This window comes from Paenibacillus sp. EB106-05-06-XG162, from assembly GCF_058791655.1.
In genome coordinates this window covers 45,214-68,128 of the sequence record NZ_JBYTDT010000024.1, presented here as the reverse complement: position 1 = coordinate 68,128, position 22,915 = coordinate 45,214, and the positions used below count along the sequence as shown (strand labels likewise).

At 45.8% G+C, this 22,915-nt stretch carries 28 protein-coding genes and 1 riboswitch; of the genes, 26 read left to right on the top strand and 2 right to left on the bottom strand.

The window, feature by feature from the left end; translation table 11 throughout:
• Positions 1-115: 115 nt before the first annotated feature.
• Positions 116-643, bottom strand: a complete 528-nt coding sequence (locus tag AC3WU2_RS28750; protein ID WP_492458304.1) for a hypothetical protein — start codon at positions 641-643, stop codon at positions 116-118.
• A 242-nt stretch (positions 644-885) separates the two neighbouring features.
• Here AC3WU2_RS28750 and AC3WU2_RS28745 point away from each other — a divergent pair, with 242 nt between their 5' ends.
• The 10 genes from AC3WU2_RS28745 (at position 886) to rsmI (ending at position 8,323) form a co-directional block, all read left to right on the top strand.
• On the top strand, positions 886-1,071 hold the full coding sequence (locus AC3WU2_RS28745) for a sigma factor G inhibitor Gin (RefSeq protein ID WP_018759508.1): 186 nt from the start codon (positions 886-888) through the stop codon (positions 1,069-1,071).
• A 200-nt stretch (positions 1,072-1,271) separates the two neighbouring features.
• Entirely contained in the window at positions 1,272-2,807 is a 1,536-nt protein-coding gene (locus AC3WU2_RS28740; RefSeq protein WP_492458303.1) for an aminotransferase class I/II-fold pyridoxal phosphate-dependent enzyme, read from the top strand.
• Between the two features lie 14 nt (positions 2,808-2,821).
• Positions 2,822-3,523: a dTMP kinase gene (gene tmk, locus AC3WU2_RS28735; protein WP_492458302.1), complete on the top strand. Its 702-nt coding sequence runs from the start codon at positions 2,822-2,824 to the stop codon at positions 3,521-3,523.
• A 39-nt stretch (positions 3,524-3,562) separates the two neighbouring features.
• The gene (gene darA / locus AC3WU2_RS28730; RefSeq protein ID WP_018759505.1) at positions 3,563-3,892 is read left to right on the top strand and encodes a cyclic di-AMP receptor DarA; all 330 of its coding nucleotides are present in this window, start codon (positions 3,563-3,565) and stop codon (positions 3,890-3,892) included.
• 38 nt (positions 3,893-3,930) lie between these two features.
• Positions 3,931-4,374, top strand: a complete 444-nt coding sequence (locus AC3WU2_RS28725; protein ID WP_379351554.1) for a YaaR family protein — start codon at positions 3,931-3,933, stop codon at positions 4,372-4,374.
• 30 nt (positions 4,375-4,404) lie between these two features.
• On the top strand, positions 4,405-5,382 hold the full coding sequence (gene holB, locus AC3WU2_RS28720) for a DNA polymerase III subunit delta' (RefSeq protein ID WP_018759503.1): 978 nt from the start codon (positions 4,405-4,407) through the stop codon (positions 5,380-5,382).
• 1 nt (position 5,383) lies between these two features.
• Positions 5,384-6,184: a PSP1 domain-containing protein gene (locus tag AC3WU2_RS28715; protein WP_314590624.1), complete on the top strand. Its 801-nt coding sequence runs from the start codon at positions 5,384-5,386 to the stop codon at positions 6,182-6,184.
• Positions 6,185-6,212: 28 nt separating this feature from the next.
• Positions 6,213-6,617 (top strand): initiation-control protein YabA, encoded by a 405-nt coding sequence (locus tag AC3WU2_RS28710; protein WP_492458301.1) that lies wholly within the window; start codon positions 6,213-6,215, stop codon positions 6,615-6,617.
• Between the two features lie 57 nt (positions 6,618-6,674).
• A complete protein-coding gene (locus AC3WU2_RS28705) occupies positions 6,675-7,442 on the top strand; it encodes a tRNA1(Val) (adenine(37)-N6)-methyltransferase (RefSeq protein ID WP_492458300.1) in 768 nt (255 codons plus the stop codon).
• Positions 7,439-8,323 (top strand): 16S rRNA (cytidine(1402)-2'-O)-methyltransferase, encoded by an 885-nt coding sequence (gene rsmI / locus AC3WU2_RS28700; RefSeq protein ID WP_492458299.1) that lies wholly within the window; start codon positions 7,439-7,441, stop codon positions 8,321-8,323. The genes AC3WU2_RS28705 and rsmI overlap by 4 nt, the downstream gene beginning before the upstream one ends.
• 385 nt (positions 8,324-8,708) lie before the next feature.
• On the opposite strand, the gene AC3WU2_RS28695 is transcribed toward rsmI, so the two are convergent.
• Entirely contained in the window at positions 8,709-8,963 is a 255-nt protein-coding gene (locus AC3WU2_RS28695) for an AbrB/MazE/SpoVT family DNA-binding domain-containing protein (RefSeq protein ID WP_018759498.1), read from the bottom strand.
• A 284-nt stretch (positions 8,964-9,247) separates the two neighbouring features.
• On the opposite strand from AC3WU2_RS28695, the gene AC3WU2_RS28690 reads away from it, so the two are divergent.
• The 16 genes from AC3WU2_RS28690 to fin all read left to right on the top strand — a co-directional run bounded on the left by AC3WU2_RS28690 (position 9,248) and on the right by fin (position 22,791).
• A complete protein-coding gene (locus tag AC3WU2_RS28690) occupies positions 9,248-10,543 on the top strand; it encodes an HD domain-containing protein (protein ID WP_492458298.1) in 1,296 nt (431 codons plus the stop codon).
• A gap of 50 nt (positions 10,544-10,593) precedes the next feature.
• Positions 10,594-11,361, top strand: coding sequence for a TatD family hydrolase (locus AC3WU2_RS28685; protein WP_492458297.1), 768 nt, complete (start codon positions 10,594-10,596; stop codon positions 11,359-11,361).
• Between the two features lie 181 nt (positions 11,362-11,542).
• Positions 11,543-11,729, top strand: a riboswitch (cyclic di-AMP (ydaO/yuaA leader).
• Positions 11,730-11,997: 268 nt separating this feature from the next.
• On the top strand, positions 11,998-13,122 hold the full coding sequence (locus AC3WU2_RS28680; RefSeq protein WP_492458296.1) for a resuscitation-promoting factor: 1,125 nt from the start codon (positions 11,998-12,000) through the stop codon (positions 13,120-13,122).
• A gap of 144 nt (positions 13,123-13,266) precedes the next feature.
• Entirely contained in the window at positions 13,267-13,812 is a 546-nt protein-coding gene (gene rnmV / locus AC3WU2_RS28675) for a ribonuclease M5 (protein ID WP_492458295.1), read from the top strand.
• 5 nt (positions 13,813-13,817) lie between these two features.
• Complete coding sequence (gene rsmA / locus AC3WU2_RS28670; RefSeq protein WP_492458294.1) at positions 13,818-14,720, top strand: 16S rRNA (adenine(1518)-N(6)/adenine(1519)-N(6))-dimethyltransferase RsmA; 903 nt, start codon at positions 13,818-13,820, stop codon at positions 14,718-14,720.
• Between the two features lie 106 nt (positions 14,721-14,826).
• Complete coding sequence (gene yabG, locus AC3WU2_RS28665; RefSeq protein ID WP_492458293.1) at positions 14,827-15,720, top strand: sporulation peptidase YabG; 894 nt, start codon at positions 14,827-14,829, stop codon at positions 15,718-15,720.
• Positions 15,721-15,845: 125 nt separating this feature from the next.
• Positions 15,846-16,121 carry a biofilm formation stimulator Veg gene (veg, locus tag AC3WU2_RS28660; RefSeq protein ID WP_018759491.1) on the top strand — a complete coding sequence of 92 codons (276 nt, stop codon included), beginning with the start codon at positions 15,846-15,848 and terminating at the stop codon, positions 16,119-16,121.
• 153 nt (positions 16,122-16,274) lie between these two features.
• Positions 16,275-16,448: a small, acid-soluble spore protein, alpha/beta type gene (locus tag AC3WU2_RS28655; protein WP_018759490.1), complete on the top strand. Its 174-nt coding sequence runs from the start codon at positions 16,275-16,277 to the stop codon at positions 16,446-16,448.
• A gap of 143 nt (positions 16,449-16,591) precedes the next feature.
• On the top strand, positions 16,592-17,446 hold the full coding sequence (ispE, locus tag AC3WU2_RS28650; protein ID WP_379351592.1) for a 4-(cytidine 5'-diphospho)-2-C-methyl-D-erythritol kinase: 855 nt from the start codon (positions 16,592-16,594) through the stop codon (positions 17,444-17,446).
• Between the two features lie 84 nt (positions 17,447-17,530).
• Complete coding sequence (gene purR / locus AC3WU2_RS28645) at positions 17,531-18,364, top strand: pur operon repressor (protein WP_018759488.1); 834 nt, start codon at positions 17,531-17,533, stop codon at positions 18,362-18,364.
• Between the two features lie 6 nt (positions 18,365-18,370).
• Positions 18,371-18,748: a RidA family protein gene (locus AC3WU2_RS28640; RefSeq protein ID WP_492458292.1), complete on the top strand. Its 378-nt coding sequence runs from the start codon at positions 18,371-18,373 to the stop codon at positions 18,746-18,748.
• A gap of 138 nt (positions 18,749-18,886) precedes the next feature.
• Entirely contained in the window at positions 18,887-19,171 is a 285-nt protein-coding gene (gene spoVG, locus AC3WU2_RS28635; protein WP_018759486.1) for a septation regulator SpoVG, read from the top strand.
• A 166-nt stretch (positions 19,172-19,337) separates the two neighbouring features.
• Complete coding sequence (glmU, locus tag AC3WU2_RS28630) at positions 19,338-20,732, top strand: bifunctional UDP-N-acetylglucosamine diphosphorylase/glucosamine-1-phosphate N-acetyltransferase GlmU (protein WP_018759485.1); 1,395 nt, start codon at positions 19,338-19,340, stop codon at positions 20,730-20,732.
• A gap of 104 nt (positions 20,733-20,836) precedes the next feature.
• On the top strand, positions 20,837-21,790 hold the full coding sequence (locus AC3WU2_RS28625) for a ribose-phosphate diphosphokinase (RefSeq protein WP_018759484.1): 954 nt from the start codon (positions 20,837-20,839) through the stop codon (positions 21,788-21,790).
• A 125-nt stretch (positions 21,791-21,915) separates the two neighbouring features.
• Positions 21,916-22,476 carry an aminoacyl-tRNA hydrolase gene (gene pth, locus AC3WU2_RS28620; RefSeq protein WP_492458291.1) on the top strand — a complete coding sequence of 187 codons (561 nt, stop codon included), beginning with the start codon at positions 21,916-21,918 and terminating at the stop codon, positions 22,474-22,476.
• 84 nt (positions 22,477-22,560) lie between these two features.
• Complete coding sequence (fin, locus tag AC3WU2_RS28615; protein ID WP_083927291.1) at positions 22,561-22,791, top strand: anti-sigma-F factor Fin; 231 nt, start codon at positions 22,561-22,563, stop codon at positions 22,789-22,791.
• Positions 22,792-22,915: the final 124 nt, after the last annotated feature.

Sequence of the window (22,915 nt, the reverse complement as noted above, 5' to 3'; positions counted from 1 at the left end):
TCCTGGGAGAGTAGGACGATGCCAAGCAGCTAAAGACCACTTTTGAGATTCAATTCTCGAAGGTGGTCTTTTTTTGTTTTATAGCCCAAGTAGGTGTGACAAGAAAAAAGCTCTATTACGCTTTGTAATAGAGCATTTCGCTATCCGTTAATTTGAATAGGCCTTGTTTTGGTTGTTTTCTGAAGCGTGTGAAAAGGAATTGCCTCGGAATGATCAGCCATAGATGCCAGATGAGACTACTGGTAACGAACGAGATCGGGAACCATGGATATAAGATCAAGCAGACGCAAAGCCCTAGCCATGCGAGATGGCGATGTACACGGATAAAGATGCGATAGCCGATATATTGATCTGGAAGAAAGCCAATCCAAGGCAATACGCGGCGGAAGCGCCATTTTTTACGAATGGGTTCTCCTGCGAGAAGAAGGACTGAACGGATCACCACAAAATGGATCCAGAGAACAAATAATAAAGCGATTGCACTGTATAGTAACCCAAGTGGTCCGGAGAGCAATGTCTCAAGCAGTAGGACAATGGGAACGATAGCGAGATAGAACTTAAGCACCAACTTATTGTAGACGACTTTCTGAATCAGGGTATATTGATAAAATGTTGCCTGTGTACTTGGGGGAGTGGGTGGCATTGTGTATTGTTCCTCCTTTGTGCCGAATAGTATGATTTCTTCTACCCTCAATAAGGACCTTCTATGTTATATATCGGTAGACAAGCCCAAAAGATTTGCTCATCCAATTAAAACGTACAGACACCTAATTCGGTTTTGCCGCATAAAAATATAAAAACATTTGAAAACAACCTATGAAATCGGTTTAAAATACTAGATAACGTGCCATACTAATAGCAAAACAGGTTAAGGTGGGATTGTCGATGGAACATGTTCATGACAGCACCTGCATCATCTGCGGCGAGAAGAAGGAAGAAGGCATCGTCATTATATCTGAATTCATTTGTCTGGATTGCGAAGCCGAAATGGTGCACACGGATGTACAGGATGCGAAATATCCATTTTTCATTCATCAGCTAAAAAGAATTTTTATTTCTAATCATGTGTAATGCAAGATGAGTTTAATTTGTGAGGCTTTCGTTATGGCGAGGGCTTTTTTTGTTTTGGGTCCCCCTCAAAGCACCTGATTACTTGGAAGACAAAGCATCACTTTGTGGGGTTATTTTGTTGTGTATGGGTAGATCTATATGTCTGTTGTGGATTTTACGGTAAAATAAAGGGGAGAACGTGTTGAAGGGATTACTCTACCATGCCATCATTGAATCATGAACGTGCACCGCTGTATGAGGCGCTGCTAGAATATCGAGAACGGAAAAACCGCACTTTCCATGTACCTGGTCATAAGAATGGACAAGTCTACGAGAAAGAAGGACAGGATAAGCAGCAGGTCCGCTCCGTCTATGAGGAGCAAACCGTTCTCCGTCATCTCATGGCCTTAGATGTGACGGAGATAACGGGGACAGATGATCTTCATCAACCGAATGGGGTAATCCGGGAAGCGCAAGAGCTTGCTGCCGATTGTTTTGGAGCGAAGGAGACCTATTTCTTGGTGAATGGGAGCACCGTCGGCAATCTAGCCTTGATCCTCACTTGCTGCACGGAGCCGGGCGACGTGCTGATCGTTCAGCGCAACGTGCATAAATCTATATTGCACGGATTGATGCTGGCGGGCGCGCACGCGGTGTTCGTGACACCGCAACTCGACGCGCAGAGCGGTCAGCCCACGGCGCCTACCGTCGCTGCAATAACGGAGGCGCTTGAACGCTACCCAGCCGCAAGAGGGGTGCTGCTATGCAGCCCGAACTATTACGGCATGGGGGTGGATTTGCACGCCATGGCAAAAGCCGTGCATGCGCAAGGCAAGCCACTGCTCATTGATGAGGCGCACGGCGCTCATTACGGATTGCATCCGGATCTGCCTGTATCAGCGATCCAATGCGGAGCAGACGGTGTGGTGCAGTCTACGCACAAGATGCTGTCATCGCTTACGATGAGCGCCATGCTCCATGTCCAAGGGGATCGGTTGGATCGAGGGCTGATTCAACAGCGTCTAGCAATGCTGCAGAGCTCGAGTCCATCCTACCCGCTCATGGCTTCGCTGGACGTGAGTCGTCGTTGGATTCATATCCGAGGCGCTGATGCTTTTACACGAGGCTTAGAAGCAGTCGATTGGTTCCGCAGCAATATGAAGCTCCTGCCGAACTTTACACTGTTGACGTCCCCTTCCCAAGGTGAAGAAGAAGCTGCTTATGTTACGCTGGATCCGTTTAAAGTTACTGTCAGTGATCGAACGGGTCAATACAGCGGCTACGAGCTACAAGAAATGCTTGAAGAGCTCGGCTGTGTGCCTGAAATGTCGGATGTTAGGCATGTTGTATTTGTATTTAGCTTAGGTTCAACGATGGAAGATGCCAAGGCGTTATTCCATGCTTTAGAACAAATATATCAAAGAAATATGGAAGCTAGGGATAGCCAGATACCGAGTTGTAAGAATCATACGGAGATATTAAGTAATACGTCCATGCTTGTATCCGAGCCTATTCCATTCCGTCTGCAACCACTAGCGGCTAATGCATGGGATACCGTACCGTTAGAGCAAGCTGTACATCGTCAAGTTGCCGAAATGGTCATCCCTTATCCGCCTGGTATTCCACTGCTCTACCCGGGTGAGTATATTACTAAAGAAATGATTCGAACCTTGCAACAGCTGTCTCAACAAGGGGCGAAATGCCAAGGGGTTTACGATTCGACACTTAAGACGCTTCGCGTATTAAGAAATGAATGAAGAGAGGCTTAGACATGCAATCTAAACAAACTTTTACATCTCAACAACAACAGAAAGGACACCCTTATGCGGGTCGCTTCATCACCTTAGAAGGTGGAGAAGGATCTGGTAAGACATCCGCGATTCATTATATTGAGCAATATTATCAAGAACAAGGCATCCCGGTCATGCTAACGCGTGAACCAGGCGGGATTGCGATCTCGGAGAAGATTCGAGCTCTGATCCTGGATCCTGCCCATACGGAGATGGATGGCCGGACAGAAGCTCTTCTCTATGCAGCAGCGCGCCGCCAGCATCTTGTGGAGAAGGTAATCCCAGCGCTTCAGCAAGGGACGATCGTGATCTGTGACCGGTTTATCGATAGCAGTCTAGCCTATCAGGGACATGCTAGGGGATTGGGGATGGATGAGGTATGGTCCATTAATCAATTTGCGATTGGTGATGTGATGCCGGATTTGACCCTCTATCTGGATATTGAACCTGAGATCGGGCTCGCTCGCATTCAAGCGAATGCACAACGTGAAGTGAATCGGCTGGATCTAGAGCAATTAAGTTTTCACCTAAAGGTCCGAGAAGGCTATAATATAGTAGCGGCACAATTCCCGGAACGGATTCAGAAGGTAGATGCAAGCCTGTCGTTACCGGAAGTTGCAGGGCAGATCTTACAGATCCTATCCGCATCACAAGAGGATTTTCCACCCTCTGTGTCAAATTAATATAGAGGGTATTTAGTCAAATGTTAAGGAGGCGTTATTATGAAACTTGTCATTGCCATCGTGCAGGATAAAGACAGCAACCGTCTATCGAATGCGTTAGTCAAACATAATTTCCGTGCTACTAAACTTGCAAGTACGGGCGGATTTCTACGTGCAGGGAACACCACGTTTATGATCGGTGTGGAAGACGAACAAGTGGAAGACGTGTTAGCTGTCATTCGTACGAATTGTAAGATCCGCGACCAACTGGTTACACCGGTATCGCCGATGAGCGGTACGACAGAGTCATATTTACCGCTTCCGGTTGAGGTTCAGGTAGGCGGAGCAACAGTATTCGTGATGCCAGTCGACCGCTTTGAACATTTCTAGACCATTCTGAAGTTGACCATAGAGAGTTGGGTTACAGTATGAAGATTAATCCGGGATTTCGACCGCTAGGACAGGAATTAAAACTGACGGACAATGCCTCGAAACAGATTGGCCAGAAAAATTTCTCTGATTTTATGTTCCAACAAGATCAGCAGGCTTCGAAAGAAGAACTTAATCAACGTATCCAGCAAATCCACCAACAAGGTGATCGACTTGCGAAATCGATGACTGTGAGAGAATTATATCTCTATCGAACGATGGTCAAACGATTCTTAGAAGATACGGTGCGCCGAGGACTTGGAATTAAAGATGCCCGTGGCTGGGATCGAAGAGGCCGTGGCAAACGATATAAATTATTAGAAGAAATTGATTCGACACTGATTGCGATGGCAGAGGAGCTGTTGAACAGTGAAGAAGGAAAAATCGAATTACTGAATAAGATCGGTGAGGTTCGGGGGATGTTAATTAATTATTGCTTCTAGAAGCGATAATAATGCGAAAGTGAGGCTATTATGTCTTTTCAAGATATTATCGGCCAAGTGCGCGCCAAGCAAATACTGCAGAATGAATTGCGGAATGACACCGTTTCTCATGCGTATCTATTCGCTGGGCCGAGAGGCTCGGGCCGGCGGCAAATGGCGCTGACACTGGCCAAATCATTGTTTTGTACGGAACGAGAAGGGGATTGCTGCGATCAATGTCTGGAATGCCGGAAGATTGATCATCAGAACCATCCGGATGTTCATGTGATACGTCCCGATGGATCATCGATCAAAATTGAGCAAATTCGCGCCTTACAACGTGAATTTGCTTACCGTACTGGTGACGGTAACCGTAAAGTATATATTATGGAGCAAGCCGATCTAATGACGGTTCAAGCTGCGAATAGTCTGCTAAAATTTCTGGAGGAACCTTTGTCACCTGTAGTGGCTATTCTAATCACTGAGAATGGACAAGCGATGTTGCCCACCATACAGTCGCGAGCGCAATGGATTCCATTTACCCCAATGGATCCTGAGACGATGCTGCAGGTATTAGTACAAGAAGGCTTTGCACAGACAACAGCACGATGTGTTGTACATCTTGCTTCAGGGTTAGATGCGTGTAGAGAAATTATCCAACAGAATTGGTTTGCAGAAATTCGAAATGTAATGTTACAATTAGGTAAGGATTGTCTAAATCAGATGAACTCGGCGATGGTGACGGCGCATCAGCAGCTGTTCAAGACACCGCTAGCAGAGCATCTGGACACTCTAATGAGTTTATTCCTGCTTTGGTTTAAAGATATGATTCATTATCAGGTGGGCCGAACAGAAAGTATTATTTTCATAGATCAGCTGGAATCGATCAGCAAATATGCGTTTACTCGCGACGCGGAATCGTGGGTACGCTGTATGGAGCTGACGACGGACATGCAGAAGCGTCTGCGCGCGAATGTGAATCCGCAGTTAGCTTTTGAACAATTCCTAGTTGGAGTACAGGGGGGTTAGTGTGTACAACGTGGTGGGTGTCCGTTTCAAGAAAGCGGGCAAAATCTATTATTTCGATCCATTAGATCTGCCGGTCGAGAGAGATCAGCATGTGATTGTGGAGACGGTACGCGGCGTAGAATACGGCAAGGTTGTCATTGGGCCGAAAAGCGTGGGCGAGTCAGATGTCGTCTTACCGCTGAAGAAAGTGATTCGGATCGCAGATGATAACGATGCACGTATTGTTGAAGAGAACAAATTTGCAGCAAGAAATGCGCTCACAACGTGTTTAGATAAAATCCGAGATCATCAATTGAAGATGAAATTGGTGGACGTCGAGTTCACGTTCGATCGGAATAAAATTATTTTCTATTTTACAGCCGAAGGGCGCGTTGATTTTAGAGAATTGGTCAAGGACTTAGCGAGCATTTTTCGGACAAGGATTGAACTTCGTCAGATCGGTGTTCGTGATGAAGCGAAGATGCTGGGCGGTATTGGCCCATGCGGACGTATTCTATGTTGTTCTTCCTGGCTTGGAGATTTCGAGCCGGTCTCGATCAAGATGGCTAAAGACCAGAACTTATCCTTAAATCCAACGAAAATATCCGGTTTATGCGGACGCCTCATGTGTTGCTTGAAATTTGAGCATGATAACTATGAAAGTGTGAAGGAAGAACTTCCAAGCACCGGTAAAATCGTTATTACTTCATACGGTGAAGGAAAAGTCGTAGGTATCAATGCTGGTGAGCGTACAGTTCACGTTCAAATATTTGATTTGGGTAAAGTGAAAGAGCTTCCTTTTGATGATGTTGTGGTAAAATAAGTACAATTGATTGCTCTGGGGTGGGAACTTGGAGAAAAAAGAGATTTTCACACAAATTCATAATATTGAATCACAAGCAGGGAACCTGCATGAGCAATTGGGTGAACTGAAGCTTGTGGTTAAGCAGTTATTAGAAGAGAACAAACGGTTAAGTATGGAGAATCAGCAGCTGAGGCGCGTGCTTCGGCGTGAGTCCATGCCACAAGAACAACACGTAGCAGTCGAGGCTGTGAATCAAGCTGTTACCAAGTCGTCGAAAGTTCCGGTAATTCATCCGGAAGCGATGGCGAACGCAGCTAGTGCGATTGTCGGTGAAGGCCATGATAATTTGGCGCGTTTGTATCACGAAGGTTTCCATATTTGTAACGTATATTACGGACATTTGCGGACCGAAGGCGATTGCCTGTTCTGTCTGTCATTTTTGAATAAATAACGACCGTAGGTAGACTCTGCCTACGGTTTTTTTTAATTGATCCGAGGAAAGGAACGTATGAATGTCATGGAAGAACTGAAATTACAGCCATCGGAGCGGGTGGATGATTTATTAACGCATGAGCTTCGAATTATTCAGAGTGATGAAGTGTTCAGCTTCTCGATGGATGCGGTCTTATTGGCAAGGTTCGCTGCTGTTCCGAAACGTGGGCGAATACTTGACTTGTGTACGGGTAATGGTGTGGTCCCACTTCTTCTCTCGACGCGGACAGAAGCGAAGATTGATGGGGTAGAAATTCAATCCCGTCTGCATGATATGGCATGTCGCAGTGTTGAGCTTAATGGGCTGCAGGAGCGAATTCACATCGTTCAAGGGGATTTGAAGACGTATTATCAAGAAGTCGGATATGAAATCTACGATGCCATTACCGTTAATCCGCCTTATATGAAGATGCTAACGGGGGAGCATAAGCTCAATAGCCATCAAGCGATGGCAAGGCATGAGCTTGGTTGTACGTTAGAAGATGTCATTGTCGCATGCAAGCGGCTGATTCGGACGGGTGGGAAGGTCTCGATGGTTCACAGGCCCTCTAGACTTGGCGAAATTGTGAGTATGATGCGGGAGCATAAGCTTGAACCGAAGCGGATACGTTTTGTACATTCACGAATCGACCAGGAAGCGAATATGGTGCTCATCGAAGCGATTCGTGATGGTAAACCAGACCTTCGGTTATTACCACCACTCATTGTCTATAATGAGAACAATGAATATTGCGAAGAGTTATTGCAAATCTATTATGGGCCTAAAGTGGGGAGAGACAGATGACTTGGAATTTACAGAAAAGCTTTCAGAGAGGATCTGAACCGCAAGCAGGTACATTATATTTGGTGGCAACGCCAATAGGTAACTTGGAAGATATGACGTATCGTGCTGTACGCACGCTGCAAGAGGTCGATGTGATTGCCGCAGAAGACACCCGTCAGAGCCGCAAGCTACTCACACACTTTGAGATTCCGTCCAAGACATTGTACAGTTATCATGAGCATAATAAACATGCTAGTGGTCCAGAGCTGGTACGTTATTTAATAGAAGGAAAAAATATTGCCTTGGTCAGCGATGCCGGTCTACCCGCGATTTCAGATCCTGGGACGGATCTTGTAGCGTTGGCGATTGAGAACGATATCTCGGTCGTACCGATACCAGGTGCCAATGCAGCGCTATCGGCTTTAATCGTATCGGGACTGCCTACAGAACGGTTTACCTTTGTCGGGTTCTTACCTCGGGATAAGAAGTCGGTTGAACAGGTCTTGGAATCTCTTCGCATGTCTGAAGGGACATTATTGTTCTATGAATCACCCCATCGTGTGTCGAAGACATTAGAGCATATGCACCGGGTACTCGGGAACCGCCGAATTGTGATGGCCAGAGAGCTGACGAAGAGGTATGAAGAGTTCGCACGCGGGACCATTGAAGAATGTCTCACATGGCTTGAAGAACATCCACCGCAAGGGGAATACTGTCTCGTTCTTGAGTCTTCCGATGGCTCGGCATCTGCCGATCAGACGGTATGGTGGGAGTCCCTGTCTATTGAGGCGCATGTTGCGCATTATGAGGAGCGTAACGGGGGTAATCGCAAAGAAGCCATGAAACAAGCCGCCGCAGATCGCAATGTATCGAGAAGGGACATTTATAACTCTCTCTTATAAATGGAGGGTTAGGCTTTGAATTTCAATAAAGGTTCAAAATCGGCTTATCAGCACCTAAAAGTTTTCGAAGAAAACTACTTCGAAAGCGTATGCTTAGGTTGCTTAAAACTTAAGAAGGAGAAGCGGAGTTTAGGCAAAACCTAAATGAGCATCTGAAATGTTTCCAAAGGAAACATACATCGTAAGCATATGCAGTTCGAAGTTGAAAGCAAGATTCGACGTCGAAACAACCTCCCGAATCACATCATGATCATAAGCCGATTTTGAACTACCACTTGGAGAAAAAAAATATACCTTCTGGGCAGGTTAGGCCACCGAAGGTACCAAGGAGATATAAAAAGGTTAGAATTAATAAGTTTGGTAAATCTATTATATACTAATTTTTTTATTTTGTCACAGGTGTTGGGATATCTGATAAGCATTCGTGACAAATTATTTTTCCCTTAAAGTATGTAACGTTCTCGGCATTACCACAGAAGATACAAGCAGGCTCGTATTTCTTAAGCATAATACGCTCACCATCAACATAAATCTCAAGCGCGTCTTTTTCTCCAATGCCTAATGTGCGGCGTAGTTCAATCGGAATAACGACGCGGCCCAATTCATCAACTTTTCTTACAATGCCCGTACTTTTCATCATTTTGTTATTGCTCCTCTCACCAATTAAAGAATCGACAAATGTCGACATAGTTCTATGTTTTTCATGAATATAATAGTACCAAGCATTCCCAAAATAGTCAACCTATAAAATCGATGCTAGACCTAGCAATATATGGGCTGCTACTAATAGTAGATAAATCAAGGGAAGACGGGTTTTTGGGTCTGAAAGTCTACGAAAATGAATTGGAAAAATAAAACTGACACGATTCGACAAAATCTATAGTTGTACGACTTTATTCTAGTTCGATAGGGAGGGTATGAGATATGTATAGTTTACAATTACAAGAAGAAAAGGTATTCAAAGACCCAGTACATAAATATATTCATGTGCAGGATCAGACCATTTGGGACTTGATCAATGCCAAAGAATTTCAGCGATTACGCCGGATACGGCAGTTAGGAACGTCTTATTTAACCTTTCATGGGGCGGAGCATAGCCGATTCTCGCACTCCTTGGGCGTGTATGAGATTACGCGCAGAATTATTTCGCAATTCGAACGAAGCGGGTATTCAGATTGGCCGCAGGAAGAGCGGCTGCTTGCGCTGTGTGCAGCGCTGCTACATGATCTTGGCCATGGACCGTTCTCGCATTCGATTGAAGAGGCGTTTCAGATGCATCATGAAGATTGGACTTGTCGAATCATTCGAGAGAACTCGGAAATCCATGAGGTTCTACGACGAATATCGGATGATTTCCCGGAGCAGGTTGCATCTGTTATTCAGAAGACGTACGATAAACCTATTGTTGTTCACCTTGTATCCAGTGCACTCGATGCGGACCGTATGGACTATTTGCTTCGAGACGCGTATTTTACCGGTGTGAATTACGGGACATTCGACATGGATCGCATACTTCGGGTGTTAAGACCTTATCGAGGTCGCATTGTTGTGAAGGAGAGCGGTATGCATGCGATTGAGGATTATTTGATGTCGAGATACCAGATGTACTGGCAGGTTTATTTCCATCCTGTGACACGCAGCTCTGAAATTATCCTGCGACAAATTTTCAAACGGGCACAAGAATTGTATGACAACGGATATTCGTTCCAATTCATGCTCGAGCCATTACCTTCTTTATTTGAAGGAAAAATTTCAATGGAACAATATATACGCCTCGATGAGGCTTTGATTCAGACGGTATTTATGCAGTGGACGCAGGAGCAAGATGAGATCCTTGCGGATCTGTGCGATCGGTTCATGGAACGTAAATTATATAAATATGTCACGTTAGATCACTTGGATGATCAGCAAAAAGATAAGATATATGAGCAATTCGTACATGCCGGGTTAAATCCAGCCTACGATCTGGAAATTGACTCGCCAACGGACTTATCCTATTCGATTTATCGCTCAGGAGAACATCCGATGGGCAAGCAGATAGTGCTCTTGGATCATCATGAACAGCTTCGGGAAATTTCCGAAGTATCCGAAATTGTGCGTTCAATCAGCGGCATTCGCAAAGGCAAATTTCGTTTGTATTTTCCTGAAAATAAACTACGCGCCGTTGCCCACCTGCTTGATCGGGAAATTTCTAAATTATTCGATGTGCCAACGACATAATCAAGGACAAAAGATATCAAATTAAGACATTAGAAGGGGATTATGGACTGATGTTATTCGACACACATACGCATTTAGACGCTGAACAATTCGACGAAGATCGGGAGGAAGTCATTGCAAGAGCGCTGGAACAAGGCGTTACGCAGATGGTCAATATCGGGTTTAACCGTGAGACGATCCCGACGACCATGAAATTGGCGGAAAGCTATGATTTTATCTATGCTGCTGTAGGCTGGCACCCGCAAGACGCGATTACGATGCAGCCTGGTGACCTCGAGTGGATTGAAAAGTTATGTGCACATGAGAAGGTTGTTGCGATTGGTGAGATCGGACTGGACTACTACTGGGATACCTCACCAAAGGATGTGCAGCATCGCGTATTCCGTGAACAAATTCGGTTAGCAAAGCGTCTTAATATGCCGATCGTTATTCATAATCGGGATGCGCACGAGGATGTCGTTCGCATTTTGCGCGAAGAGCATGCTGAGGAATGTGGAGGCGTAATGCACTGCTTCTCCGGCAGCTGGGAAATTGCCAAGCAATGCCTAGATTTGGGATTCTATATTTCATTTGGCGGCCCCCTTACATTCAAGAATGCAAGGGTTCCCAAAGAGGTCCTCGCGAACGTTCCGAATGACCGATTTTTGATCGAAACGGACTCGCCATATTTGACGCCGCACCCCTATCGCGGGAAGCGAAATGAGACAGGTTATGTACGTCTTGTTGCGGAGGCGGCAGCGGAAATAAAAGGGCTAAATTTGGAAGAAGTTGCTAAAATTACGATGAAAAATGCCCAAGCCTGTTTCCGGTTAGGATGAAAAACGGTGAAAAACGCATGAAAAACTTAATAAACGGGTGAAATAGGTAGTTTTCATCTCAAAAATCGAAGAATATTACAAAATTTTAACCATTAATATCTAAAAATGAGTTTGATGCCTTCTTTACAAGCATGGAGCATTCAGAGTATGATTCAAATCAGAGTTTGAATATTGTTCCATCCATTTTGTATCGCTGAGTCTCCAAATTGGAGAGCGGGGGAACCGATATGGACCTTCTCAGGAGGGTTCGTAATTGATTTCTTAATGGGGTGAATAGAGGGCTTCTCGCCATGAGCGGGATAGCAATCTTAGGGCGACTCTCACGTCCGAATCCGACAGCTAACCTCGTAAGCGTGCAGGGAGAGGTACCCTCGTGCGGCCATCAACTATTGTTTCCAACAGGAAGCCACGAAAGAGACCCTCTTTACGCTAGGCTTCTTTTCTTTTGAATAAAGTTGAGTAGGACGTCATACTGTTACAGAACAGGAGGTGGGGGGACGTACCTAACAGAGGATGGTGTACAGCTGTCACATGCAGGTTGATGCGGCCGTTGTGCAAAAATACAGTATATAGTCTTCGTCAATTTATGATCATGCGTAACACCTGACGGCGGGACTATGAAGGAGGTCTGAAGACGTGGGCGTTTTCCAAACTAAGGAATCCCATGGTACACGATCATCCAGCATGTCTTTCGCATTGCGATGGATGCATGAAAACGTGCGTTTGATATCACTCGTGGCTCTACTGTCACTCGCGATGACTTTCATGTTAATGGTGGTGCTGAATGTTTACGCCAAGAAGGATATTTCTCTGGTCGTAGACGGACAACATATCCAGGTCGAAACGACTAACACAGTATTACAGCACCTACTGGATGAACAAGCTATACAAGTCGGCGCATACGACAAGCTGTCGATGCCGCTCCAATCGGAGCTCAAGGATGGTGACAGCGTTGAAATTACGCGTGCGGTTCCCGTTCTTGTCACAGCAGATGGTCAGACAAAAAACTTGTTTACGACCGAAAAAACAGTCAAAGAAGTACTCGCAGCTGCGAATATAACATTATCTGAAGACGATAAAATTACACCTGCGCTGAATACACCGATTTCGAACAAACTGGAGATTAAGATTACACGCGTCAGTACGAAGTTGGTAAACCGCGAAGTATCGATTCCTTTTGAATTCGTCAAAAAGCCCGATGCAACGCTCCTGCAAGGCAAACAGAAGCTAATCCAAGACGGAAAGTCTGGACTTGTTGTTCAGAAGATTGAGAAGGTCTTCGAAGATGGTAAGTTGGTTTCGATCAAAATGGTTGATAAGGCCTATAAATCCAAGGCAACACACAAGATCGTTGCTTATGGTACAAAGAAACCTGAGGCTAAAGTCCGAACTTTGTCTGCTGGCGGACCAGGGGTTGCGAAAATTCATAGCCTTGGTAAAGAAGTGAAATATGCAAAAGTGCTGAAAAATGTAACGTTAACCGCCTATTCTTCGGAAGAAGATGGCATTGGAACGCGGACGGCTTCAGGCGCGACCGTAACCGAAGGGCGCACAATCGCTGTAGATAAGGACGTCATTCCGATTGGCTGGTGGGTATACATCGAAGGAGTCGGATTAAGACGAGCGGAAGATACAGGTGGCGCTATTAAGGGCAATAAGATCGACGTGTATATTCAATCCCTAAAAACAGCGAATAAATTCGGCCGTAAGAAGGGGCATACCGTCTATGTGATTGGACCGGTCAAACCGTCGGCGAGCTAATGAGGGTCGTAATTCTAGGCCATGCTTCATTTGCCAATCGTGTATTAATCATATAGTATTATCCATAACAATATGCCATGATAAGAAGAGGGAAACCTCTTCTTTTTGTATTTTGCGGAAGAAAAGAAAGGAAGCGGATTGTACATGATTAAGGAAGTCATCGTGGTCGAAGGGAAAGACGATACCACGGCCATTCGGCGGGCTGTAGAGGCCGATACGATCGAGACTGGGGGGTCTGCCATTAACAATGCGATATTAAAGCGTATTGCGCTGGCTCAGGAGCGTCGAGGCGTGATCATTCTGACGGATCCGGATCATGCCGGGGAACGTATTCGCAAGATTATATCGAATCGTATCCCGGGCTGCAAGCACGCTTTCTTGAAGGAAGCGGATGCCACCTACAAAGGGGACATCGGTGTAGAGAATGCATCGCCTGAAGCGATCCGGTATGCACTGGATCATCTGCGAACGGAATATGAGAAGAATGAACAGCTCATCGATTGGAGTGATCTGATGGATGCAGGACTAATTACCCATCCGAATGCAGCGAGTCGTAGAAGGGCGATGGGAGATATACTTGGGATTGGCATGTGCAACGGAAAGCAGTTCTATAAACGCTGCGGCATGTTCCAGATTAGCCGAGAAGAGTTCTTGGCCGCGTTAGAGCAAATTGAAAATGAAGGGCTGTAGAAATAATGAAAGAAATCAATTCAGCTGGGGCACGCATCGATATTGCGACGCCGAAGCGGACGAAAGATATTATTGGAAAACATGGATTTTCATTTAAGAAAAGTCTAGGTCAGAATTTTCTGATTGATATGAATATATTGAACAAAATTGTAGATGCTGCAGAACTTGATGAGACCATGGGGGCTCTTGAGATTGGACCTGGGATCGGAGCGCTGACAGAACGTCTTGCGCAGACGGCAGCGGAAGTGACAGCAGTAGAGATCGATACACGGTTGATTCCGATTCTGGAAGAGGTGCTTGCACCTTATCCGAATGTAGGCGTCATTCATGGAGACGTACTGAAAGTGGATTTGAAGGAAATTTTCGAGGAGCGGTTCTCTAAGGTAAACAAAGTCAGTGTCGTGGCGAATCTTCCTTACTATGTTACGACGCCCATTCTTATGAAGCTACTCGAAGAACGTCTACCGCTGCAAAATATTGTGGTGATGATCCAGAAGGAAGTGGCGGACCGGATGGCTGCTCGCCCAGGTGGGAAAGACTACGGCAGTCTAAGTGTTGCAGTCCAATATTATTGCGAGCCAGAGCTGGTATGTACGGTACCGCATACGGTGTTCATTCCACAGCCGAACGTGGAGTCTGCTGTGATTAAGCTGAAGGTGCGGGATACACCGCCAGTTCAGGTCGCAGACGAAGCCCATTTCTTCCAAGTAGTACAAGCCTCGTTCGCGCAGCGACGGAAGACGATTGCGAATAACTTAAAGGCGAGATTCTTCAATGAAGGCGGCCGTGAGGCGCTGGAGGCCGCGTTACAGGAAGCGGGTATCGAACCCCAGCGCCGAGGCGAAACGCTAAGTATCGCTGAATTTGCGCGTCTTAGCGACGTATTGTTGGCAGCAGGACGGGTATAACCGCTAAAATCCGGTTGATTGCATGAAATCGATGTGGATTCGAACAGAAGATAGACACCAATCCATGGGCACCTCCATACGATAGACAGAAGAGGTGATTTGGGCCATGAAGCAAGGAGATCTTGTCGTTCGAAAATCGTATGGCGGAGACGTCACATTTCGCATCGAGGCATTTATGAAAGATTTAGTGATTATCAAGGGGATTGACTTTCGTCTATTGGCGGATGCTCCCACGAATGATTTGATGCCTGTAACCGAGGGGAAACCTCTACACTATAAAGAAGAACAGGCGTTTATTCGTGCGAAGGAATCGACTCGGCTTCTGGAACAGCATAGACGCGTGCAGACCGAGCGGAACCAGGCAGATTTGAATCAGAAAATGATGAACCACCAACCGTACTTTGAAGTACCCGGCAAAGTGCTCCACTTGGACGGGGATCCGAATTATTTGAGGAAGAGTCTGGATTTGTATAATCAACTGCGGGTCCCAGCCGAAGGACATTACGTGACAGAAGCAAACATGGCTGACGTCCTCTACCGACTGCTTCCCCGCGTAAATCCGGATATCGTTGTCATTACCGGACATGACGGCGTCTATAGGCATTTGAAGAATCGTGATTTGTACAGCTTGTCCAGTTATAAGAACTCTCAGAATTTCGTGAATGCCATCAAAACGGCACGGCAATATGAACGGAATTTCGATGTGCTGAATATCGTTGCAGGGGCATGTCAGTCGCATTTCGAAGCACTGCTCCAAGCAGGTGCGAACTTCGCAAGCTCACCGGGACGTATTCTCATCCATGCGCTTGATCCGGTGTATGTTGCAGCGAAGGCATCTTTTACACCGATCCGGGAGACGATAAATATTGTGGAAGTTCTCTCCCAGACGATTACGGGAACCGATGGTATGGGAGGTATTGAGACGCGGGGAAGTTATCGAATCGGTCTTCCGAAACTTCGAGACTTAACCAATTTGGACATCGTTCCGTCGATTCCGTGAATAATTTTCGAAATTTAACAAAATTGCCGTTGACAACTTCAAATAATCGTTGATATAATATTCATTTATTTGACATCACCCCTTGAATTGGTTATAATGGACAAGGAAAGAGGTGGTAGTTGACAATGGCTAAAAATGCGCTGTTGGAAATTAAACGTAGCCTAGAAGCCCATGTCGGGCGAAAAATTATGCTGCGAGCAAACGGTGGTCGCCGAAAGACCATTGAACGTACCGGTGTACTTGAAGAAACCTACCCATCTGTTTTCATTGTTAAACTTGACCAGGACCAGAACGCATTTAAGCGTGTTTCATACAGTTACGCCGACATTTTGACGGAGTCTGTGGAATTATCGGTATGCGAGGACGATGGCCAAGTGCGCATCACATATATCCAGAATTAAGGCTTTTGTAGTAAGCATCACGGCAGCCCTTCGGGGCTGTCTTTTTTCATGGAGTGATAGGTGAGTATGATCTGGATAGGGAACAGCCATACTAACGATAAGGGCAACGAATACACTCCAGTCATAAATACATCCCTTAAAGGAGGACCTGAGATGAGCCGCAGAAGAAGTGTCATGTCAGATCAATTGAAAGTTGAGCTTGCGAAGGACCTCGGGTTTTATGAGACAGTCCAGAATGAAGGTTGGGCCAACATCCGAGCGAAGGATGCAGGAAATATGGTTAAACGCGCCATCCAATTGGCTGAACAAGCCGCATCAAGAAAATAATCATCATGAGCGAAGGATGTCCGACACAGGTGGCGTTCTTCGCTTTTTATTTCCTGTGACGGCTTCAAATGACTTCAATATATGATTCTGATATAATATGTTAAGTTCGTAGAACGTTCGATCAGATAAAGTAGGTGAAGACCGTGAAAGTATATGAGAAAGCGCCAGCCAAGATCAACTTATTGCTGGACGTGTTACATAAAAGAGAAGACGGTTACCATGAAGTTGAGATGATTATGACGATGGTCGATCTCGCAGATCGTCTCGAGATGGAGGAATTACCTCGCGACACGATTATTATATCGAGTCAAGCGGGTTATATTCCGCTTGATGAGAAGAACCTTGCCTTTCAAGCCGCGAAGCTTATTAAGAACCGTTATGACGTCAAGCAGGGTGTCTATATCCACCTGGATAAGAAGATTCCGGTCGCTGCAGGTCTTGCAGGGGGAAGTAGTGATGCAGCAGCAACACTGCGTGGATTGAATCGCCTCTGGAAGCTGAATATTCCGGATCATGAACTTCAAGAGCTGGGTGCTGAGCTAGGTTCAGATGTTCCTTTCTGCGTGACGGGAGGCACGGCGATTGCGCGAGGTCGTGGCGAGAAATTAGAAATGATCCCGAATCCGCCGCAATGTTGGGTGATTCTAGCAAAGCCACCGATCAATGTCTCTACCGCCGATGTCTATGGACGTTTTCGGGTAGACAAGTTGAACGGCCACCCTTCTATGGCGGATATGATCTCAGCGATCGAAAATCAGCAGTTCCACGATGTGTGCGGACAACTTGGCAATGTGCTCGAAGATGTCACCTTATCGCTATACCCTGAAGTGCACCAGTTGAAGGACGCAATGATGAAGCTGGGAGCGGATGGGGTATTGATGTCGGGCAGCGGACCGACGGTCTTCGGCCTTGTATCGAAGGAATCCAAAGTGGCGAGAATCTATAATGGACTTAGGGGATTCTGCAAAGAAGTATATGCTGTTCGTATGCTCACATAATGAAATGAAGGAAATGTTGGTAAAATCCGTACAAAAATGATATATTTTCATTATAATATTCGGATTTAACAGAGGGGGAGTAGAATGAAAAAGTTAAAGAGAAGCGCCCGTCTGGTGGAAATGACACAATTTTTGTTACATCGACCCCATACTTTAATATCGCTCACGACTTTTGCTGAGCGCTACAATGCAGCGAAATCATCGATCAGTGAGGATCTAGTGATCATTAAGGAAGTGTTCGAAGAAGAGGGTATGGGAGATCTTCTTACGCTCGCTGGAGCGGCAGGCGGTGTGAAATTTATCCCGCGCATGCCGAAATCTATTTCATTGCCTATCATTGAGGAATTGTCTCGCAAGCTAGAGGATCCTGATCGGATCTTGCCGGGCGGCTACTTGTATATGACGGATCTTTTGGGGCAGCCTGCCCTGATGAATGAGGTTGGCAAAATGTTCGCAGCGGCATTTGCGGATGCTCAGATCGATGTGGTCATGACGGTGGAGACGAAAGGGATCCCGCTCGCTTACGCGACGGCTGCCCAGCTCAATCTTCCCGTGGTGCTCGTTCGACGTGACCACCAGGTGACAGAAGGCTCTGCTGTAAGTATTAACTATGTTTCGGGTTCCAATAAGAGCATTCATACGATGACGCTAGCACGTAGAGCACTCAAAGAGAAATCACGTGTACTGATTATTGATGACTTCATGAAAGCAGGCGGGACGGTTCAAGGAATGATTGATCTGCTGCATGAATTCGAAGCCGTTGTTGCAGGTGTGGGCGTTCTCGTCGAGTCTGGTGAACTGGAGAGCAATGAACGACTGCTGAATGATTATTATTCGCTTGCGAAGTTAACACATATTGATTTCAAGACCAAACAAATCTCGGTCGAACCTGGTAATTATTTTGGAGAGGAAGCGTGATTGAGGATGAAATTAGAAACGGTTGCAACAACAAATGCTCCGGCAGCGATTGGACCTTACTCACAGGCCATGAAATTTGGTAATTTATTGTTCACATCAGGGCAAATTCCACTTGGCCTGGATGGACAAATTGTTGAGGGTGGAATTGCAGAGCAGACGCATCAGGTTTTCCATAATCTACAAGCTGTCTTGGCCGAGGCAGGGGCTACACTCTCCAGCGTAATTAAGGCGACGGTGTTCATTAAAGACATGAATCAATTTGCAGCGTTGAATGAGATTTATGCATCGTATTTTGGTGACCATAAGCCAGCTAGATCAACCGTTGAAGTTGCCCGTCTCCCTAAGGATGTCCTTGTCGAAATTGAATTGATTGCGTCGATTTAATTCGATTAATGTCGAATCGCATAAATATTAGTTTTAAATTCAAAAAATATTCATAACAATGGTAAAAAAAAGAAGGAATTAGCATGGATGTGTGGAATTATACACCAAGTCTCTGATGGAAAAAGGTGGTGAACACACATGCAAATTACCGATGTAAGGCTCCGCCGCGTCAACTCCGAAGGGAGAATGAAGGCGATTGCTTCCATCACTATTGACAATGAATTCGTTGTGCACGACATTCGCGTCATCGACGGGAACAATGGGATGTTCGTTGCAATGCCGAGTAAGCGGACACCAGATGGTGAATTCCGCGATATCGCTCACCCGATCTCTTCCACAACTCGCGAGAAGATTCAAGCAGCAGTTCTCGCTGAATATGAGCGCGCAGCTACGGAAGAAGAAGTCATCGAAGAGGGAGCTTAAGGTTTGTAATTGCGCTTAGAGGAAGGGAGCCGGAGGACGGCTCTCTTTTCTTTTTGTTCAGAATAGGATATATTCTTTAATGAACTGATTAACATGTGCGAAGTATGTCTATTTGTTATGCGTCTAGAATGAGCATATGGTAAGAAGCGTTTGGGAGGTCGGAACCTTGAAGAGAATGGCAGTTGTGCTTGCTGCAGGACAGGGCAAACGCATGAAGTCGAAATTGTATAAAGTGTTGCATCCGGTATGCGGCAAACCGATGGTAGGTCATGTCGTCGATACCGTATCGCGTGCATCCTGTGAGCGTACAGTCGTTATTGTAGGTCATGGAGCTGATGCTGTGAAATCGTATTTGGGAGATCGTGCTGAATATGTATTGCAGGCAGAACAGTTAGGTACAGGTCATGCGGTGAAGCAAGCGAAATCGCTGCTAGGACATGAAGAAGGTTTGACATTAATTGTATGCGGAGATACGCCGCTAGTGACGGAGACGACACTTGAGCGTTTGATTGCGTTGCACACGGAGAAGGGTGCATCCGCAACGATTCTATCAGCGCATATGGCTAATCCTACCGGTTACGGAAGGATTATTCGTGGTGCCGACGGATCGGTTCAGAAGATTGTGGAGCAGAAAGATTGCACGCCTGACGAACAAGCGATTCAAGAGATTAATACAGGAACCTATTGCTTCGATAATGCGAAGCTTTTTGCCGCGCTGGAGCAAGTGACGAATCAGAATGTGCAGCAGGAATATTATTTAACGGATGTCATTGGCATCTTGCGTGCTGCGGGCGATATCGTTGATGCGTATTGCACAACGGATGAAGCTGAAGCGATCGGTGTGAATGACCGCGTTGCGTTATCGGAAGCCGAGCAATTAATGCGTGCTCGCATTAACCGTCAACATATGATCAATGGTGTGTCATTGATTGATCCAGCATCCACTTACATTGGTGCTGACGTTGTGATCGGTCAAGATAGTGTCATCTATCCGGGAACGATGATTCGCGGAAAGACCATTATTGGTAATGAATGCATGATTGGGCCTCATACTGAAATTGAAGATTCTGAGATTGGCGATGGCGTCATTGTGAAGCAATCCGTATTGTCGGAAGCGACGGTAGGCAACGGCTCGGGAATCGGACCGTTCGCTTATTTGCGCCCAGGTGCACGGATTGGTCAAAATGTGAAAATCGGCGATTTCGTTGAAATAAAAAATGCAACGTTAGATGACGGTGCAAAAGTAAGTCATTTGAGTTATATTGGCGATGCAACGGTCGGTAAGAATGTAAATATCGGTTGCGGAGCGATTACGGTCAACTATGACGGGTATAATAAATCTGTTACAGAGATCGAAGATGATGCCTTTGTCGGCAGTAACGTGAACCTAATTGCGCCAGTTAAGGTAGGCAAAGGGGCATATGTCGTGGCTGGATCAACAATAACGCATAATGTAGCAGAGAACGAACTAGCTGTTGCAAGAGAACGCCAAGTGAATAAGCCGGGATATGCGGAGAAATTGCGAGCCCGTGCTAGAGCGAAGAAAGAGCGTAATTCGTAAGCACAATAGGATTTATCATGTTTGGTTATCGGCAGGAACAAGACGAACTAGGTTATGATAGCAACACTGACTATACAACGACTGGCACGGAGGGTTTTTATTCTATGGCTTATTGTGACTCAAAATTAAAGATTTTTACATGCAACTCGAATACGTCTTTGGCACATCGCATTGCTGAACATATCGGCGTACCGATGGGAGATTCGGAGACACTCGCATTCAGCGATGGCGAGATCCATATCAAGCTAACCGAGAGTGTTCGTGGTTGTGACGTCTATGTCGTTCAATCAACGTGTGCACCGGTTAATGATAACTTGATGCAGCTGCTCGTTATGGTAGATGCTCTGAAACGGGCATCGGCGAAGAGTATCAATGTCGTCATCCCGTATTACGGCTATGCACGTCAAGATCGTAAGGCTCGTTCACGCGATCCGATCACAGCGAAGCTCGTTGCGAACTTGATCGAGACGGCAGGCGCACATCGCGTCATTACAATGGATTTGCACGCAACGCAAATTCAAGGTTTCTTCGATATTCCAGTGGATCATATGCTGGGTGTTCCGATTCTGGCGCAATATTTCCGTTCGAAGCAAATCGAGGATGTCGTTGTTGTCTCACCTGACCATGGTGGTGTTGTTCGTGCCCGTAAATTGGCTGATTTCTTGAAAGCCCCACTTGCTATCATTGACAAACGTCGTCCTGAGCCGAATGTGAGTGAAGTCATGAACATTATCGGTGAAGTTAAAGGGAAAACTGCCATTGTTATCGATGATATTATCGATACGGCTGGAACGATTGTTCTAGGTGCCAATGCATTGCGTGATGCAGGCGCCAAAGAAATTTATGTTTGTTGTACACATCCGGTCTTATCCGGACCTGCGATGGAACGTCTTGAAAATGCACCAATCACGGAAGTTATCGTGACAGATACGATTCCAATTACGCATCCTAATCCAACAAGCAAACTCAAAGTATTATCCGTTGCGCCTTTGATGGGCGAAGCGATTATCCGTGTCCACGAAGAGTTGTCGATCAGCAAGCTGTTCGAAATCGAATAAGAGTAAGCTAAGCATACGAATGATGAAGGGTTACAGCTCCGCGCCTAGTGGAGAAGTAGCCCTTGTCGTTCAAATATAAGAATCTATAAGTTTTACCTATAGGCATAGAGAGGAATTGCACACATATGAAATGGATTGTCGGACTTGGGAATCCCGGGACATCGTATCAGAAAACGCGGCATAATGTCGGATTTATGGCGATTGATGAACTAGCGAGACGTCATAACATCGCCGTCACCCAGAACAAATGCAAAGCGCTTATCGGCGAGGGGCATGTGAACGGGAAGAAGGTTGCCTTGATCAAACCGATGACGTATATGAATCTATCAGGAGAGTCGGTTCGGGCATTCATGGATTACTACAAAGTGAATCTGGAAGATTTAATTGTCGTCTACGATGATCTTGATACGGAGATTGGACGGATTCGTCTTCGTTATCAAGGAAGCGCAGGTGGGCACAATGGGATTAAATCAATCATTCAGCACACCGGCACCCAGATTTTCAACCGTGTTCGGATGGGGATTTCAAGACCGCCAGCAGGATTCAATATTGCCGATTATGTCCTCAATAATTTCCCGAAGACTGAAGCAGCGCCGCTCGAAGATATGATCGGAGCAACCTGTGATGCACTTGAATTTGCGTTGCAGCATCCGTTCGAAACGACGATGGCGAAGTTCAACGGGTAACCTGAAATCCATACTGGATAATACGGCTAATTCTGAGAAGGATGGGCATACTGGGGGTATATCCTACTCTCAGGAGGCATATAGATGTCAGTAAACTATATTTGCAGGCATTGCGGGACGTCGCTAGGCCGTATTGATCAAGAACATGTAAGTGAGACGCAACTCGGGTTCCATTCCTTGACCCCTGAAGAACGCAACGATATAATATCGTATAACTCAAATGGAGACGTTACCGTGCGAGTGACATGTGATTACTGCAGAGAAGCACTCGACAACCACCCAGAATTGTCGCTCTTATCGAGTCCACTACAGTAGAAGTGTTGTACAAAAGATGATAGAAGCCTTGGCATGTTCGCCGAGGCTTATTTGTAAAAGATCCGAAGAATGGTATGGCCCGTGTATACAAATTTGTAGAGGCGCTTCCCGTCATGAAGACGGC

Excerpts from the sequence above, each read along its gene's own strand:
- AC3WU2_RS28750 (WP_492458304.1), bottom strand. The coding sequence starts at position 643 with ATGCCACCCACTCCCCCAAGTACACAGGCAACATTTTATCAATATACC.
- AC3WU2_RS28745 (WP_018759508.1), top strand. The coding sequence starts at position 886 with ATGGAACATGTTCATGACAGCACCTGCATCATCTGCGGCGAGAAGAAG.
- AC3WU2_RS28740 (WP_492458303.1), top strand. The coding sequence starts at position 1,272 with ATGCCATCATTGAATCATGAACGTGCACCGCTGTATGAGGCGCTGCTA.
- tmk (WP_492458302.1), top strand. The coding sequence starts at position 2,822 with ATGCAATCTAAACAAACTTTTACATCTCAACAACAACAGAAAGGACAC.
- darA (WP_018759505.1), top strand. The coding sequence starts at position 3,563 with ATGAAACTTGTCATTGCCATCGTGCAGGATAAAGACAGCAACCGTCTA.
- AC3WU2_RS28725 (WP_379351554.1), top strand. The coding sequence starts at position 3,931 with ATGAAGATTAATCCGGGATTTCGACCGCTAGGACAGGAATTAAAACTG.
- holB (WP_018759503.1), top strand. The coding sequence starts at position 4,405 with ATGTCTTTTCAAGATATTATCGGCCAAGTGCGCGCCAAGCAAATACTG.
- AC3WU2_RS28705 (WP_492458300.1), top strand. The coding sequence starts at position 6,675 with ATGAATGTCATGGAAGAACTGAAATTACAGCCATCGGAGCGGGTGGAT.
- rsmI (WP_492458299.1), top strand. The coding sequence starts at position 7,439 with ATGACTTGGAATTTACAGAAAAGCTTTCAGAGAGGATCTGAACCGCAA.
- AC3WU2_RS28695 (WP_018759498.1), bottom strand. The coding sequence starts at position 8,963 with ATGATGAAAAGTACGGGCATTGTAAGAAAAGTTGATGAATTGGGCCGC.
- AC3WU2_RS28690 (WP_492458298.1), top strand. The coding sequence starts at position 9,248 with ATGTATAGTTTACAATTACAAGAAGAAAAGGTATTCAAAGACCCAGTA.
- AC3WU2_RS28685 (WP_492458297.1), top strand. The coding sequence starts at position 10,594 with ATGTTATTCGACACACATACGCATTTAGACGCTGAACAATTCGACGAA.
- rnmV (WP_492458295.1), top strand. The coding sequence starts at position 13,267 with ATGATTAAGGAAGTCATCGTGGTCGAAGGGAAAGACGATACCACGGCC.
- rsmA (WP_492458294.1), top strand. The coding sequence starts at position 13,818 with ATGAAAGAAATCAATTCAGCTGGGGCACGCATCGATATTGCGACGCCG.
- yabG (WP_492458293.1), top strand. The coding sequence starts at position 14,827 with ATGAAGCAAGGAGATCTTGTCGTTCGAAAATCGTATGGCGGAGACGTC.
- veg (WP_018759491.1), top strand. The coding sequence starts at position 15,846 with ATGGCTAAAAATGCGCTGTTGGAAATTAAACGTAGCCTAGAAGCCCAT.
- AC3WU2_RS28655 (WP_018759490.1), top strand. The coding sequence starts at position 16,275 with ATGAGCCGCAGAAGAAGTGTCATGTCAGATCAATTGAAAGTTGAGCTT.
- purR (WP_018759488.1), top strand. The coding sequence starts at position 17,531 with ATGAAAAAGTTAAAGAGAAGCGCCCGTCTGGTGGAAATGACACAATTT.
- AC3WU2_RS28640 (WP_492458292.1), top strand. The coding sequence starts at position 18,371 with ATGAAATTAGAAACGGTTGCAACAACAAATGCTCCGGCAGCGATTGGA.
- spoVG (WP_018759486.1), top strand. The coding sequence starts at position 18,887 with ATGCAAATTACCGATGTAAGGCTCCGCCGCGTCAACTCCGAAGGGAGA.
- AC3WU2_RS28625 (WP_018759484.1), top strand. The coding sequence starts at position 20,837 with ATGGCTTATTGTGACTCAAAATTAAAGATTTTTACATGCAACTCGAAT.
- pth (WP_492458291.1), top strand. The coding sequence starts at position 21,916 with ATGAAATGGATTGTCGGACTTGGGAATCCCGGGACATCGTATCAGAAA.
- fin (WP_083927291.1), top strand. The coding sequence starts at position 22,561 with ATGTCAGTAAACTATATTTGCAGGCATTGCGGGACGTCGCTAGGCCGT.